The organism is Nitrosospira sp. Nsp11 (assembly GCF_900142705.1).
Taxonomy (GTDB): Bacteria; Pseudomonadota; Gammaproteobacteria; order Burkholderiales; family Nitrosomonadaceae; genus Nitrosospira.
The window spans coordinates 202,400-217,667 of sequence record NZ_FRBV01000005.1; the positions used below are offsets into that span (position 1 = coordinate 202,400).

General features: G+C 52.6%; 16 protein-coding genes. 5 read left to right on the forward strand and 11 right to left on the reverse strand.

Going from position 1 to position 15,268, the window contains the following annotated elements; translation table 11 throughout:
* Positions 1–357: 357 nt before the first annotated feature.
* Both bamC and dapA read right to left on the reverse strand, forming a co-directional pair.
* The gene (gene bamC / locus BUA28_RS08595) at positions 358–1,476 is read right to left on the reverse strand and encodes an outer membrane protein assembly factor BamC (protein ID WP_072767692.1); all 1,119 of its coding nucleotides are present in this window, start codon (positions 1,474–1,476) and stop codon (positions 358–360) included.
* Positions 1,477–1,514: 38 nt separating this feature from the next.
* Positions 1,515–2,405 (reverse strand): 4-hydroxy-tetrahydrodipicolinate synthase, encoded by an 891-nt coding sequence (gene dapA, locus BUA28_RS08600; protein ID WP_072767693.1) that lies wholly within the window; start codon positions 2,403–2,405, stop codon positions 1,515–1,517.
* Positions 2,406–2,523: 118 nt separating this feature from the next.
* On the opposite strand from dapA, the gene BUA28_RS15530 reads away from it, so the two are divergent.
* From BUA28_RS15530 to BUA28_RS08610, 3 genes are all read left to right on the forward strand, one after another.
* Positions 2,524–2,730, forward strand: a complete 207-nt coding sequence (locus BUA28_RS15530) for a hypothetical protein (RefSeq protein ID WP_143148478.1) — start codon at positions 2,524–2,526, stop codon at positions 2,728–2,730.
* A gap of 264 nt (positions 2,731–2,994) precedes the next feature.
* Positions 2,995–3,114: a DUF2795 domain-containing protein gene (locus BUA28_RS16105; protein ID WP_218587249.1), complete on the forward strand. Its 120-nt coding sequence runs from the start codon at positions 2,995–2,997 to the stop codon at positions 3,112–3,114.
* A gap of 94 nt (positions 3,115–3,208) precedes the next feature.
* On the forward strand, positions 3,209–4,339 hold the full coding sequence (locus tag BUA28_RS08610) for a glycosyltransferase family 9 protein (protein ID WP_072767694.1): 1,131 nt from the start codon (positions 3,209–3,211) through the stop codon (positions 4,337–4,339).
* On the opposite strand, the gene BUA28_RS08615 is transcribed toward BUA28_RS08610, so the two are convergent.
* Both BUA28_RS08615 and BUA28_RS08620 read right to left on the reverse strand, forming a co-directional pair.
* Positions 4,323–5,126: a glycosyltransferase family 4 protein gene (locus BUA28_RS08615; RefSeq protein WP_256598273.1), complete on the reverse strand. Its 804-nt coding sequence runs from the start codon at positions 5,124–5,126 to the stop codon at positions 4,323–4,325. The two genes, BUA28_RS08610 and BUA28_RS08615, sit on opposite strands and share 17 nt — an antisense overlap.
* A 146-nt stretch (positions 5,127–5,272) precedes the next feature.
* Positions 5,273–6,280 (reverse strand): glycosyltransferase family 9 protein, encoded by a 1,008-nt coding sequence (locus tag BUA28_RS08620; RefSeq protein WP_072767696.1) that lies wholly within the window; start codon positions 6,278–6,280, stop codon positions 5,273–5,275.
* A 362-nt stretch (positions 6,281–6,642) separates the two neighbouring features.
* Between BUA28_RS08620 and BUA28_RS08625 the strand changes: the two genes are divergently transcribed.
* Positions 6,643–7,101, forward strand: coding sequence for a YbhB/YbcL family Raf kinase inhibitor-like protein (locus tag BUA28_RS08625; RefSeq protein ID WP_072767697.1), 459 nt, complete (start codon positions 6,643–6,645; stop codon positions 7,099–7,101).
* Between the two features lie 160 nt (positions 7,102–7,261).
* Here the strand turns inward: BUA28_RS08625 and BUA28_RS08630 are convergent, their stop codons facing one another.
* From BUA28_RS08630 to BUA28_RS08640, 3 genes are all read right to left on the reverse strand, one after another.
* The gene (locus BUA28_RS08630) at positions 7,262–8,362 is read right to left on the reverse strand and encodes a hypothetical protein (protein WP_072767698.1); all 1,101 of its coding nucleotides are present in this window, start codon (positions 8,360–8,362) and stop codon (positions 7,262–7,264) included.
* Positions 8,363–8,802: 440 nt separating this feature from the next.
* Complete coding sequence (locus tag BUA28_RS08635; protein ID WP_072767699.1) at positions 8,803–9,006, reverse strand: cold-shock protein; 204 nt, start codon at positions 9,004–9,006, stop codon at positions 8,803–8,805.
* Between the two features lie 240 nt (positions 9,007–9,246).
* Entirely contained in the window at positions 9,247–11,136 is a 1,890-nt protein-coding gene (locus tag BUA28_RS08640) for a glycosyltransferase family 2 protein (RefSeq protein ID WP_072767700.1), read from the reverse strand.
* 365 nt (positions 11,137–11,501) lie between these two features.
* Between BUA28_RS08640 and BUA28_RS08645 the strand changes: the two genes are divergently transcribed.
* Positions 11,502–11,906: a DUF2892 domain-containing protein gene (locus BUA28_RS08645; RefSeq protein WP_072767701.1), complete on the forward strand. Its 405-nt coding sequence runs from the start codon at positions 11,502–11,504 to the stop codon at positions 11,904–11,906.
* 71 nt (positions 11,907–11,977) lie between these two features.
* Here BUA28_RS08645 and BUA28_RS08650 read toward each other — a convergent pair whose 3' ends face one another.
* The 4 genes from BUA28_RS08650 to BUA28_RS15535 form a co-directional block, all read right to left on the reverse strand.
* Positions 11,978–12,763: an inositol monophosphatase family protein gene (locus BUA28_RS08650; protein ID WP_178297970.1), complete on the reverse strand. Its 786-nt coding sequence runs from the start codon at positions 12,761–12,763 to the stop codon at positions 11,978–11,980.
* Positions 12,764–13,114: 351 nt separating this feature from the next.
* Positions 13,115–13,918 carry a glycosyltransferase family 2 protein gene (locus BUA28_RS08655; protein WP_072767703.1) on the reverse strand — a complete coding sequence of 268 codons (804 nt, stop codon included), beginning with the start codon at positions 13,916–13,918 and terminating at the stop codon, positions 13,115–13,117.
* On the reverse strand, positions 13,881–15,005 hold the full coding sequence (locus BUA28_RS08660) for a glycosyltransferase family 9 protein (RefSeq protein ID WP_256598274.1): 1,125 nt from the start codon (positions 15,003–15,005) through the stop codon (positions 13,881–13,883). Before BUA28_RS08660 ends, BUA28_RS08655 begins: the two co-directional genes overlap by 38 nt.
* Positions 15,002–15,148 (reverse strand): nucleotidyl transferase family protein, encoded by a 147-nt coding sequence (locus BUA28_RS15535; RefSeq protein WP_178297972.1) that lies wholly within the window; start codon positions 15,146–15,148, stop codon positions 15,002–15,004. Before BUA28_RS15535 ends, BUA28_RS08660 begins: the two co-directional genes overlap by 4 nt.
* Positions 15,149–15,268 lie beyond the last annotated feature (120 nt).

Sequence of the window (15,268 nt, forward strand, 5' to 3'; positions counted from 1 at the left end):
GTACCGATCAGCCATTGAGAACATTGACAGGATCGGCTACGGAACCCGATGGTTTATAAGACCGTATTTACAAGACAGGAGAGCTTCTGGCGGCACTCTCGCGGAGGTGGAACGGCAGGTCGGGCTCCGCCCGACTATCAAGAAACGGTGTCGGGCATAGCCCGGCCTACCAATCGTGTATCTTCGATGCCACCCACCCATGGAGGGGTGGAGAGGAATAACCCTTTATTCCGATGGACCTACTGTTACAGGTCAGCCGGCAGGTCGGGCTACGCCCGACATCGTTTCTTGGATCGTCTACCTTACCTTATCTTTGATGCCAATGCCGGCCGGCAGATTCATTCAAAGATGAGCCCATCACTTCAATTGCTCATGAAGCAATCTTAATATGCGGTTTGCGTCACTCGATTTCTCTGGTTCGCCATCGCTATTCAATACCTTGACATCGGTGCTTTCTCCTGCCGCTCCGACTTCACTTAGCTGGATGCGGTATTTATCCCGTTTCTCGTCCTTCTCGTCGCGCCAGAAGAGAAGTTTCGAGAAAAATCCCGGCCCGGCACCACTGTCCACGTCAGGGTTGATATAGCGCACGAAATAAATCCCTTGCGAGCGATTACGATCCTCGACGGTAAAACCAATTCGGTCAAGCGCCAGCCCAACCCGTCGCCAGCAGCGGTCAAAAGCCTCATCCACGGTAAGCACGCCGCCTTTTTCACCCGTCAGGCGCGCGCGCTCAGGCGCCTTGCCGGCGCTGGCTACTGACGTTCTCGCACGTTCTTCCGCCACACCGAAACGCATCATCAAGCGGGAAAGCATCTCGGCCTCAAGGTCCGGATCGGCTGGACGGGGTTGCCAGCGAGTACGAATATCACCCTCCATCACTTCATCCATGCCGCGGTGGCTGATGTAAATCTCGGTGACGCCATCCTCTCCGCGCTCAAGGCGGGTGCGAAACTTGTCGCGCTCGGCGGTCGAATACAGGGTATCCAGAATTTTACCCAGCGTGTTACGGATAATATCCTCCGGAATCTTCGCACGGTTTTCCGCCCAGTCGGTTTCCATCACGCCGGCCTCGGGCATTTCAACCTTGACGATAAAACCCAATTCCTGCCAAAACTCTTTTACTACCGGCCATATGTCCTCAGGTTCACCTGCCACCACCAGCCAGCGCTGAGTACCGGAGCGCTCCATGCGCACACCACCCTCATCCAGCGTGGGTAGAATGGAACTGCCGCCCCCGGTTACGGAGCCTTTGTTGCGCTCTTTGTCGTAGGCAGAAAAAGTTGCGGTTCCCGTCGGGTTGATATCCGGAACGATATAGCGCTCGTCTGAACCGGGCATGGTCAAATCGGGCGGTATCTCCAAGGGCGGAAGTTTACCCGCCGACTTGTAATTTATTTTCTTTGCTTCCGGTAGCAGATTGCATCCTGCCACGGCCACCGCTAAACATAGCGCGACCATTATCCGCCATCTCATGCGCAACGCTCGATCCCTCGTAAATTCCGGCCGGTCATTTATATGGTTATCCCGGCCTTGTCCATCGCTTCTCTTACAACTTGATGATATTGATCCGATAATGGAGTCAAAGGCAGACGAAGGGTAGCACCTATCAGCCCCATCTGCGATATTGCCCATTTTACCGGAATGGGATTCGCCTCGACAAACAAATCGAGATGCAGCCTCAACAATTTACTGTTGGCAAGACGAGCAGCGGAAAGGTCTCCCGCAAACGCCGCAATGCACATCTCGTGCATCAGCCGCGGCGCAACATTAGCTGTTACGGAAATGATGCCATGCCCGCCCAGCAGCAGCATCGCCAGGGCACTCACATCATCTCCGCTATAAACCGCAAAGTCTTCCGGTGCTCGGCACAGCAGATCGAAACCTCGCCCCATATCGCCGGTCGCATCCTTGATGCCGACAATATTGGGAATCTGTGCCAGCCGCAGCACGGTGTCGTTGGCGATATCGGCTACCGTCCTGCTGGGCACATTGTATAAAATCTGCGGAATATCGACCGCCTCCGCTATTGCCTTGAAGTGTTGATACAAGCCTTCCTGGGTCGGCTTGTTGTAATAGGGAACCACTGAAAGACTTGCATTTGCGCCTGCGTTCTTCGCGTAAATGGATAGATCGATTGCTTCCCGGGTTGAATTTGCACCGGTCCCGGCGATAATCGGCACTCGCCCCGCAGCACGCTGTACGGCCGTCTCGATCAGCAGATGATGTTCGTCGAAATCCACTGTCGGAGATTCGCCTGTGGTACCCACCACCACGATGCCATCAGTTCCTTCCGCTACATGAAAATCGATCAGGGCGTTGAAACGCTCCAGATCCAGTTCGCCATTGTCATGCATGGGCGTGACGATAGCGACCAGGCTGCCTTTTATTGCAACAATACTCATGACGGATCCATCCAGGAAACAGTAAAAACCATATTTTACCCGAATCTCGGCGCTACCAAGAATATTCGCCGCGACCCGGTATTAATCCGGCGTTAATACGCGCAAGAGTCACCTGCTCATGCAAATCGTGCTTTCGGACAACGCGGGCATGGCTGGGTTCCTGGATGACCTGAACAGGGTCCACCCGGATGGGTGTGGGCTTATCCAGGTCATCCGTTCGCCACCATTAATTGCATTACCGGATAAAACTTACTACTATAAAATCACATCTGTCACACAACGGCGGTGCGCCAGGGCAGCGATTATAGCGATCCCCTCGCGCTGAAAAATGGCAGTGCCGGTGAGCAACCTGGTGGCGCAAAAAGCATCCGGTTATTCTGCAAGGCCAACGGAAAAAGAATGAGCTTCTGGGGATGATTTTCCTGAGCGGCAAAGGTGGCAAAGATCGAAGAAATCGGATCCAAAACCGGAGACCGAAGACTGAAGAAAATAACCAGCTATCAGGGAGGCGCCATGGCAAAAGCCAACCCGATCCAGGTACAAAAATTTTTATCCGGCATGCATTACCCCGGCGGACAAGGACGAAATTGTGAATCACGCCAAAAAGCAGGGGGCCGATGACAATATAATGCAAACGCTCCAGCAGTTGCCGGATGAGAGTTTTGAAACCCCCGCCGACGTCAGCAAGGCAATTGGTCAAATTGAATAGTTTTTGCCGATATGCCGAGTGCGATTCCACTGAAAGCGAAGACGGAGACGGCGTTTATGTCGGGCAGGTGGCAGGATGATCACCGCAAGTAACTGTGGCAGCGTACCTGTCTAGCGCGCCGGGGAAAATCGCCGTTCTCCACGCCAAGGCGCTGGGCGATCTTATTGTCGCCTTACCTGCATTAGGGGCAATAAAAGAGACTTACACGACCGCTGAGTTGGTGCTGCTCTCAAGGCCCTGGGTAAAGGAATTCCTGGCGATGCGGCCTTCCGCGGTCGATCGTGTCATCAACGTCCCGTCGCTCACCGGCGTGAACAATGCAGTTGAAACAACGGATAAAGTCCAGAGCGCTGGCGCAGGTTCCGGTTCAGTCGAAGTTGAACTGTTTTGCGAAGCCATGCGGGCTGAAAAGTTTGACCTTGTAATCCATATGCAAGGGGACGGCAAAGCCGTTAATCCCTTTATCAACAAGCTCGGCGGCAGACTTACAGCGGGCATGCGCAATCCCCCGGCCGAGCGCATCGATCGCTCTATTCCTTACGTACATTATCAAAGCGAGGTTTTACGCAACCTGGAAATCGCCGCGCTGGTGGGTGCGCATACGACCCACCTCGAACCCCAAATCAATGTGACCCCAGCGGATGAGCAGGAGGCCGCGTCCATTAGAGAAACCATCAAGGGGAAGCCTTATGCCGTGGTCCATTCGGGTGCTGATGATATCCGCCGCATATGGCCCTCGGATAAATTTGCCGTTGTAGCAGATAGCCTGGTTGGGAAAGGATATGAAGTTGTCCTCACCGGCACGTCAAAAGAAGAAGGCATCATTACCAACGTCATGCGGTCAATGGCTCATACCGCCATTCCATGCACTTCACTTGCGCTTGGCGGACTCGCCGCGCTCCTGAAAAAAAGTGCATTGGTCATCAGCAACGATACGGGGCCGCTTCATCTGGCGCGAGCGGTCGGTGCACTGACCGTCGGTATTTACTGGGCGCCTAATGTACTCAACTGGGGCCCGCTCAGCCGAAAACGCCACCGTCTTGCAATAAGCTGGCAGCTTGAATGCCCCCGCTGCGGCATCAAGCCGGTTTCGCCATGGCCATTCCAGCCCGTGGCACCCGATTGTGATCATCCGTACTCGTTTGTCGAAAGCATCCCTGTTGCAGAAGTGCTTGGGTTAGTCGACGAATTACTGCCTGCCGAAAAAACTAGCGGAAATTCTTGAGAAAACGGCTGACCACCTGCTGCCAGTCGCTTGCAAACCGCTTTATGCCAAATCGCTGGTTTGCATAGTCTGCGGCATTCCGGCTCAGTTCCCGTGCGTGCGCAGGATGATCGATCAGATAGCGCATCCGCTCGGCAAGCCTCTCGGCATCGGTGTCCACATAACCAGTCCTGCCATTTTCCACCGCTGTCACCATCTCCGTTGTGGCAAGGCCAACTATCGGCAGACCCACCATCATCGCTTCACAGACGGACAGGCCCAGGCTCGTATAACGAATCGGATTAAAGAAGAAACGATAGGTCGCCATCAGAGCCGGCAAGTCATCGTGGGGCACTTCGCCAATGCCGCCGAGTTCTGCTGACCCCATCCCTGCCAGGTCCAGGGGGATTTGTTCACGGATTTTCTCGAATACATCCAGGCCCAGCCGGCGGCCGCGTTTCCCAATATTATTCACCACGACGATGCCTTTCGGGTTCTCGCCGGTATAGGTCACGTTGTCCGGCACCATTACCCCATGGTCGATAACCACCGCCGGCGTTCGGTTGTTGTCCCACATCAAGCGATTGAAGCTCGTCACGTGAACCAGTAGCATGGCCGGGTCGTCCACCCAATGCCTGGTATTGGTAGGATGTTCTTGCGGCGGGTCGTGCTCGAGATAGATTTTTGGCAGCCGGCGTTGGGACTCGGATAATATCTCGTACTGGTCAACTTCGTAATTCTTGCGGTGTTGAAACAGTATGGCGTCGAGTTCGAGATCCTTTACCTCGCCGGCGGGAACATCATGCACATTTCCCCCCCACGCAAAACCCGGCGCGCGGCCGCCATATCCCTCCCCCTCTCCTTTGGGGAGATAGAACTCAAAGGGCGCCTGCGTAAGGTAGTAAAGATAATTACCGTGAATATGCCAGGTAAGAACTTTGGGTTTTCTTTGATTTATGGGTTTCTCCTTTCGTTTTCCAGTACTGCTTTGGTCGCCAGGATAGTGGCCTCGGGTGTGGTGGCAGCACGTCCCGCCACAACCCGGTGGCGAACCTGATCAAGCGGGCCCCAAATCAGGGGATCGGTTGTGGTAAAGATCGTTACACTGGGCACATTCACCGCTACCGCCAGATGGGCAACGCCCGTATCATTGGAAATGGCCGCTTGACTACCTTTCAGTAACGCGGCGAGCGATCCGATATCGGTTTTACCCGCGAGGTCAATCGCCGTGCCTGCCATAGCTTGCGTAACTGCCAGTGTCAGCGGCCTTTCAGGGCCGGTGCCCGTCAAAACCACTTGCAGGCCCTGCCGAATGCAACTGTCCGCCACGGCTGCTAAATGCCCGGCTGGCCAGGGCGTCGCGGAAACAGCGCCCGGATGCAAGCAAACATAGGGCTGGTTGCTGATAGACCGGTATTCTTTCAACGCCTGTAGTTCTTGATAGTCCGTGTCGAATAACGGAAACTCCATGGTGGTGTCCGGCTGACCCATGCCGAGAAACTCCAGCAAACTGAGGCTCTTGCTCAACTCAGGCTGATGAGCGGGATACGGCATGAAAAAATCACGATTGGGCCAGTATGTCTCCTCGCTCGCAAACCCAGCGACCATCCTGCCACCGAAAAGGGATACGAGGACATTGGACACGTTGCCTTTGCCGTGCATTTGCAAGACCAGGTCGTATTTTCGCTTCTGCATATCGACTAGAAATGCTGTGATTGCTTCAAGCCGAAATTCGCATTCCGGTAATCCCGGAAAACCCGGGAATTCAACAAAATTATCGATGTAGCGGTTGTAGCGCCTTGCCAGCTCTCTATTCCACGGCAGGCCGATATAATCGATGCTGGCTTGCGGAAAAGCTCGCCGGATAGTTTTCAATGCAGGGGTAAACAACAGGAAATCGCCTAACTTCAGCGCTCGGAAGATGGCAATTTTTTTAATTGGCAGACCACATAGCTGGGCCATATACTTCCTGCTGATATACCTTATTGTCTCTTCTATCCCACAGTATTACAGACAGTATACATAAAAGGCACGGTCCTATTTCTGCAAGGTTTTCCGATTTATTTGATTGATGTTTTCGCCATGCTGCTTGATCCACTAACAACATATTATGTGGCGTCATCAAGGGCTTAAAGCGGAACACAGATGGTAGGATGGGTGCAGCGAAGCGCAACCCATCGAGCCACAGATGGGCACAGATAGCACAGCCAGGTTGATGCCTCCGCCTCAACCCATCCTGCGAGCTAACTGATGCCGGCTTCCGCCGGTATGACGTTTGTAATATTTTCTCTACAACCAAACAGACAGCTAAGAAAGGAGCTTTCATGTTTATTACGAGTCCAGTATTTCACGATCGTACCGATGTCCCCACGCGCCATACGTGTAACGGAGAGAATATCAGTCCTGCCCTTGAGTTTCGAGACTTGCCCGCCGGGACCAAAAGCCTCGTTCTTATCGTGGAAGACGTCGACGCAACACCTGACCCATGGATTCATTGGCTCGTTTTTAATATCCCCCCAACGACAGCATCGGTATCAGCCGGTCATATTCCTGAAGGCAGCACAGAAGGCATCGCGAATGGCGGTACTCACGGCTACGAAGGGCCCTGCCCCAAATACTTCAGCGGCACCCACCATTACCACTTCCGGTTGTTCGCCCTCGATACCGTACTTGACTTACCTGCCACCGCCGACAAAACCCAGGTAGCGGCGAGCATGCAAGATCACCTTATCGATTCTGCAACGCTCGTCGGCTTATGCGAGGGGACAAAAGCCGAAGCGTAAGCTCCTTGCAAGATAATTCAAACAGCAGAACGTTTCTGTCGAATGTATGTTTCTGAGGAAGTTAATAAGAAAACATGTCAAGGTAGCGTTTTACCGAGTTTGAAATCGGTCGAGCCACTTCTTTCCAACACGACGCTTTTCAGAAACGTTATTGTGACCCTCAACCGGAATTCGCCATAAGCCTGCCTGTTTTCTCGTGTCTATCCAGTTTCCCTAAAAGAGCCAAGCTCCAAACCAGAACTAAAGAAATGGAAAAAACAAGGAAACGATAATGGGTCGTAGGAAATAAAAGCATATGCGTTATGTTAAAAACAAAAGGTATCCCAAGTAGGCAATAAAAATTAACATCGGCTTTAATCTCATCCCGCTTCAGCCATAGCAGGTAAGCCGATAATACATATATCACTGAATGCGAATGAAAAATAAGATTCTCCAGCAATAACGCATAAGGTATCAGGTAGTCGCCGGCTTTGTGAGAAATCACGATATCTGCGGGATAGGGGGTAAGCGAGCCGACGAATGTGAAATTAAAAAGAGTCAGATACCCATAATTACCATGTAACTTATTAATTAAAATATAAAAAGAAAGAGATGACAGAATGGAAAATAGTGAAAGAAATCTGTTGCCATGCAGATAGGTATAACCCATCAGGAGACCTGATAGCACTATAAAATCCGTTCTTATTAATGGAAGAAGTGCCGCAATCAGGAAAACCAGTCTTCCTCCTGTCATTAGACTGTATATTCCCAGAAGGGAAAAAAAACATGCCATGGCGTCGGGTGTGGAGAGGGCTGCCAATTCCGTATATCCGGCCACCGCGACGACAACTGGCAGCATTCCTAACGGCACAGCCGTTTTTAAGATAATCAGCCCTAGCACGAATACAGATAATGACGCGAAAATTGCGCTTATTACATACGTTGACTTGGCGTAACTCACTCCGATATTTTTGAGTAATCTAATCAGTTCGATGTACCCAACCCTTATGGAAAAGAAAGGAATTTGCTGTTCCAGCGAAGAGGGGTCTGCAAATACCGTTTCCCTGTATTTTCCTGTTGTGAGTTGTGTGAATGTTTTACTGCGAACCTCTTTCCTGATTTCTTCGTAAGTTTCCCTGGTTAAGTCTGATCCGCGATAGCCATCTTTGGAATAAGATGCAGCAACGTATGCAATCATGTCCCAGTTATGATGGGGTTTCAGGAGTCCGTATAGCAAGATGATTGCCGCGGTTGCTGCAAGGATCCCATATCTGAAAACCATCAAGAAGCTCCAGAGGAGTTAAAGGAAGAATTGGAGGAATATAGTGGGCTCCAACCTCAAGGTGACTGTAAAGAATCCTTAAGGTCATTTCATTTTGGCCGCAGCGACTAGGGTGCCTTAAAAGGGTAGCACAAGCAATCGCGTCACCAGCCGCCCTCTGAATCAGTCGGTGTCGTCAAAGTCGGGGTTGCCGACGTTGGTGAACAGCTCGATTCGAGAGAAACCTTGGCCAGCTATTAGAACTGGGTATGGCGACGAGGATTGAAATGTCGCTTCAAGTGTCGCCTATAAGTACCCGATTGGAAGTAGCGGGATTCCCCAGCGGAAGAAGGGAATTCACGGAGTAATTTTACCCATGATAAATACGTCATCAGGATAAAAGGAGATCGTTGGGAATGGACTACATGCTGGCACGGTTAGCCCCGCCCCAGCATGAAATCTTAAACAGATTGAATATTGGATGCTTGCTTGCCCTTCGCACCCTGCGTAACCTCAAACGCTACTTTTTGACCTTCTTTGAGCGTTTTGAATCCAGACATGCCGATTGCCGAGAAGTGCGCGAATAAATCCTCACTGCCGTCATCAGGGGTAATGAAGCCAAAACCTTTGGAGTCATTGAACCATTTTACTGTCCCAGTTGCCATTTTTACTTCCTTTAAAAAATTGGGCGCGGAGCCCGATAAACATATCAGTCAAAATGAGACCTCGTTTTCAGGTCTGGCCGCATTTTGACAATCCTTAAGCGAGAAATATGTTCGCTACCGCACGTACGAAATCCATGCCCTCCTCCGGCCATGCGTTTTTTGAATTATTAGCAATACATTCGTGATAGTGAAATACTGAAATACGGGCTGCAACTAAATTTTGAGAGGTTGGTGATCCAATCAACCAGAGACAAAAGGACGTTTTTTTGTTGCCCGCGCGGACTTGCTGGATGCGGAACCGGTTACTCCGCGAAAGAAATCAACCAGTTCGGGCACATGGTGATCGAACATGAAAAGATGTCGTTGCTGCCAAACCCGCTCGCGGATCGCATGCAACTGCTCGCGGTCTCGTAATTGGGTGGCAAGCTCATCCACCTTGTCGAAAAATATTCCTGTATTCAACTGCCTTGTCAGTGTTTGCGTAGCAACGACTGCACCGTTGTTTGCCTTCTGCAGCATTGGCAGACCGGCTGCCGCAAGGGTGCTTAATCGGGCCGGATAGTTGAGGTCATCCCAGTTTGCCCTCCGGATTTCACCTTCATTGCCGCTGTCAAAGAGATGCAGCCAGCCTGCGTCATATTGGGAAAACTCCTCGGTCCAGCGGCTTTGGTCTACGTTGGGATGCAAATGCAGATACCCCGGCACCATCGCCTGGGTTTTTTCAATCCACTGGAGCCACTGCCCATGGGTTATCTCTCCGTAAAAATGGAGATGGATGCCATGGCCGGCCAGCTCCGCCACGTGGTGCGGATGCAGGCCGATCGGCCGCCCCGGTGAGACCGTATGAATTTCGCCGTCGCCATCGATGGAGGAACGTAGCGGTGTGCGCGGCCGGTCAAACCAGTCGCGCTTGGGCAAGTCGCCGTCCAGCACGTGAGTCGGCTTGCTCAGCGACAGGCCGGGAACGATGGTGTCGAACCAGTCCCGCATTTCCGGGCTCGAAAAGATTTGCCCATCCGAATACTGGTGCAAGTCGATCAATTGCGGCCAGGTTCCCTTTTCCAGGCAGATGAATGGCCCTTCCTTGAAATGCCAGACGAATGGAATGCCCGGGGTCGCCATCAATACCTCATGTGCAAACGGCACTGCCTGCCAGTTAAGCAGCGCATAGATGACATCCGGCTGGACCTGCTTTATCGCTTCGCGCCAGCTGTCTCGCGGCAGATCCTCGACGTGTCCGAAAGGCACCGGTCCCACCGTGTTGTACCAGTGGGGATTCTGCATCCACAACCCATAGAGCTTGTGCCCTTGCTCTTCCAGCGCAAGCACGCGGTCGGCGTTATACGCCAGTTCACCGACCAGAAGTATTTTCAGTCCATCGTCGGCACGGGGCGTGTCGGGACGTTCCCGCATCCTTCGATAGTGGCTCGCCTCATCAATCGCGTGGCCTACCGACGTATGAAAACGCATCGGTTCTCCCACGCGGTAATGCGAGCGAAACGGGTTGATGCCGCCTTCAGGTTCCTGCATGATCTTGTGCCGCTGCATGGGATGGGACACCCACTCGCAGGTGATATTGCTGCTGCCGGCAAAAATGCCGAAGGGCCTCAGCATCGCCCAGTAGAGCCGCTCCAGGTCATCCGACTCCAGTTCCGCGCGCTCCAGCCAGCGCGCCGCAGTTTTTCGATGCATGCACTGCACCAGTTGCAATGGAAATCCGGCAATCTGCCCGCTAGCCTGCCGATTGTAATGGTGGCGTATACCGGAATAAGCCAGCACGGCTTCCGTCTGCACCTCCAGGCACGTCTTCAGACTGTACAGATGGTCCTGGTAATAAACGTCGTCGCTGGGCAAATAAGCGATAAGCGACGCTTTCGCTTTGGCAATGCCTTCATTCAAGGCATTGCCCAGCCCCTGGTTTTCCGCCAGCCGGTAATAATGGATGCGCTTGTCGCTCAAGTATGCGGATACCACTTCCGCTGTTGCATCCCGCGAGCCATCGTCGATAACGATCGCCTCCCAATCGGCCAAGACTTGCGCCTGCAGGCTGTCAAGCGCGCGTCCGATGAAGCACGCCTGTTCGTAAGCCGGGATCACTATGCTGACAGATGGAGAGTATGGCTGCGGCATGATTTATCCTTCTTGTGGTTGCGACCGGGAGCCCCTGGGATAGCGTCCGTGGATAGATAAGTATAATCACAAGGGGATTATCGATGGAGGTTTTTGGTATGCGTCGGCAATCGGACGGACTATTCAAATTTTCTATTCCCTACCAGCATCGGTACCGAGCCTCATCCATCACGGTGTCCTTGTTGGTTGGCGGCAGGCGCGGGAATATGTTTTTTTTAAATGTCGCAGGGAACGCGGGACACGGGAACTACTGCACCGCATGTATTGTGATCTCCATCAAATAGCCATCAGGGACCAAAAACCAGGAAAACCGCAGGGAAGCAGGCTATGCTTTTAGGGAACTGCTTCTTCAAAGGAGAAAAATCATGTTACATGCCGAAGACCCAACGAGCGCGGATCGCGTTCGCCACTCAACAGCAGCAGATGTGAACCGCGAAATAGATCACCAAACAAATAGCAACATTCGGCGTTACGCCAACAGCAGCCCGGAAGTCATCGATAGGCGCATCCAGGAACTCGATAGAGAGTGGGACGTCGAGCGTGCGCTTGAAGTCAATGCCGCGACAGTGGCCTTGACCGGTCTTTTGCTCGGCGTAACGGTTAACAGGAAATGGCTGGTGTTACCAGGGGTCGTACTGTCATTCCTGCTGCAGCACGGGCTTCAGGGATGGTGTCCGCCATTGCCCATATTGCGGCGTTCCGGCGTACGTACACGTGGGGAAATAGACCGGGAAAAATACGAGCTAAAAGCGTTGCTGGATGGAAGGTAATCTTTGGCAGGTAGAGAGGGATTACGAGAGGACGGGTTTCCTCAGCAATGAGGAGGATGATTTCCGCATAGCTATTTAAAACAAGGGAGATATGCGTTTATCATCCAGGAAGAGCCCGCGATCACTCCTTCTGAATGGATTGTCCAATCCCTCCCGTCATAGTCCGCCACTCTCCCTCCCGATGCCCTGACTATGCACACGCCCGCTACCATATCTGTTATTTTGGTAGAGGGACGGAAAAATAAGTCCAGCCTTCCGGTAGCCACCGCGCCGAGAGATAGAGACGGCACACCAAATACCTTTACCGCGCGAGCCAGTTCCAATACTCTCGAAAGTTGCTCAAGTGTCCGGGCCCGCGTGCCCATGTCGGAGGAAAAATCGAGGCCGACAACAGCTTTCGATGGATCGGTTTGGTTGCCTGTTTCTACAAGTTCCGCGTTGACTCTTGTGCGTCCACCTTCCTGAGCGCTGTACAAGGTGGAGTGGACAGGATCATAAATGACGCCGAGAACGGGTTTCCCATCCCGAAGAAGCCCAATTGAAACCGCAAGAAGCGGAGGATAGCCGCTCACATTTTCTGTTCCGTCAAGCGGATCAACCACCCACTGATCGCCTTGTTCGGCAATATCTCCACCTTCCTCTTCCCCGTAAAAACCGCAGGGGTGTATTTTTAGGAGTCTTTCTTTTAGTAGCTGTTCAGATTTTCCATCCGCGCCGGTTACAACCTGCCGCTCGGATTTAAATTCGTGCGCTGCTCCTCGCGCATAATGCGCCATAACGATCTGCCCTGCGCTCCTCGCTATTTTTTCTATTTCTTCAATAAAAAAGTCTTCTTCAGCGGCGGTTTTGATCTTCAAATTCTCCATGCCATGGGTTTGTTTAATCAATATCAAACATTGCCGATCGGTTATATTGGAGAGGATATAACATAAAATCACGCGCACAAAAGCACATATCGAGGTTCGGTATGGTTTTCAAACCACCCCTCTACAGAGCAACTGATGTAGGTCGGGCTCTGCCCGACATCGTTCACGTTCATTCGGAGACATCGAGTTTATGGCGCACGACAAGCCCCCATCGTCGGGCGGAGCCCGACCTACCTTGAATTAACAACCCGCTCCTCAGCATCGAACGTCCTACCCGATAACCTCTTCATCAACTCTTGTAGTCCGTTTCTCCTGAACATGGCTGCGAGACGTTATTTCCTCTCATAGCGCCAACTCTTTCGGTATATCGAATTTCCTGTTTACTATGGTAGTAGGCGCCTCTTGATGGTAGGCTCCGGAGGGAATAAGACCGCAGCCTCCAAAGCGCTTCATCACCCTGAGTTGTGCAAGAACATCTTCGCCTACATGCTCTTCAGGTATTTCTTTCCAGAATTCAAATCCGCCTGTTTCACGCAGCTTTTGCACGTCATACAGTACGCACCCCCCCACCCAGGCAACCTTGTATTTTCTTTGCCTATTAGGCGAGAGCTGCATTTTTTCCTGGACATGGAGAATATTAGCGGCATTATGGAGGGCATGACGCTGCCAGCTGGCATGCTGGGGAGTGACAAGTTCCGGCTCAACCGGGCCTTCCCATAACTCGATTGCCTGCTGGTGAGGCCGATAATCATTCCGATATGACAAACCAATGAGCGCTTGCCCGACAAATCCTATGTCTTCCTCTTCCTGAGCTTGCAGCATATTTCCCATGACAAAAGGTTCCAGCAACACATCGTCATCGAGATAAAGGCAGTAGCGCGATGCTACGGAATCCAATAAAAATTGACGCTGCTGAGCCAGACCGCGCCGCGGCAGGTTGACCAGTTGCCGCACCGGATGCCCCTTTTTCTCAAGCAGGCGAATGACCGTCTGGACGGAAGCGTCGTGATAGACGAGCGTATTACTCTGGTCGGAAATAACGACGTCAAAATCCTGGTACTCCTGGAAGCAAAGCCCGGTGAGCGTCACTGCAAGCGCACTCGGGCGGTTATACGAGGGAATCAGTACAGTAATTCTTGCTTGCATTATTTATTCCCGTGAATTCGTTGACAGCGGCCTCGATCGCTTCTGGCGAAGCCCGGGGAGTTGCCAGACCCGGGAAAGACTGGAGCAGGCGGTTCTTTGTTCGCAACTCCGGCAGCACCTCAAAATAAAGTACCCGATTCAGTACCTGCCACGGTGTGTGCTGTGGATTCGTCATCGCATACAGCACGACGACCGGCGTCCCGACGGCAGCTGCGATATGCACCGGGCCAGTATTATTCGAGATTAAAACCGGCGCTGCCGCGACCAGTGCAATAAGCTCAGCGAGAGATAGCTCACCTGCGATATTGGTGGCAGCATGGCTGAGCGGGCGCGCAATTTCGTCAACGTAATCCCGCTCGCTGCCGCTACCGGTAAGTAGAATCTTGTAGCCTTGCCTGGTTAACGAGCGGCAGGCAGTAATATACTCAGCAGCGGGATAACGGCGCTTTTCTTCGCTTACTCCCGCATGTAGCACCAGCCAGGGCTCATCCGGTTCGATGCCGATCGCTGCCAGCCTGCCTGACACCTTTTCGCGGCTCTCCTCTGGAATTTCCAGCGAAAGCCTGGTGTCGGATGTCAGCCCACCCGCCATCCCGACCAGGTGAAGCTGGCGTTCAACCTCGTGGATAACATAGTCGAAAGGTTCTTTATCGGGCACCCACTGATTGATAAGCTCGTAAGGATTTTCGCGGCAATAGCCCAGGACCGGCTTGATACCCGCGTAGTAGCACAACATGGCTGCTGGCAGCGGATTCTGGCTATAAGCGGTAAAGATTGCCGCTGCGTCGAATCGCCGGCTTGCCAACTCGTCGGCAAGCGCTTGCAGCTGCTGCTTTCCGCCGGTTTCACTCGTTTTTACCCACGGAACATCAAACGGGATAATGTCGTCGACCTCCGGAATATACGCAGCAATCCCTGACCCCGCGCTTGATGTCAGCAGGGTTATTTTCCTGCCTTGAGCAGATTCTTTCAGCGCGCGCATCGCCGGCTGGGTCATCAGCACGTCGCCCATATTGTCCAGGCGAATGCAGAGTATATTCTTGTGGTTCTTCCACGCCTCAGAGAACAATTTCTCGTATCCTGTCAAGCGATCTGCTTTATCCGGGTAATGATATGGGTGGTGGAGCGATCCTGGACGAAGTGCATTATCTCCACTTTTCCGCCATACCCCTGGACTACCGGCGCTTCCGGCAGGCTTTCGACTGTGTAGTCGCCCCCTTTTACGTACACATCCGGGTGAATGATGTCCAGAAGATGACCTGACCCCGAAATCAGTACCGGTCTAAAGTAGAAATTTCCGACTCAGTAGGCCTGCCGGGCAAGGCATTTTCCCTTGCCTGGCGGGCGAAT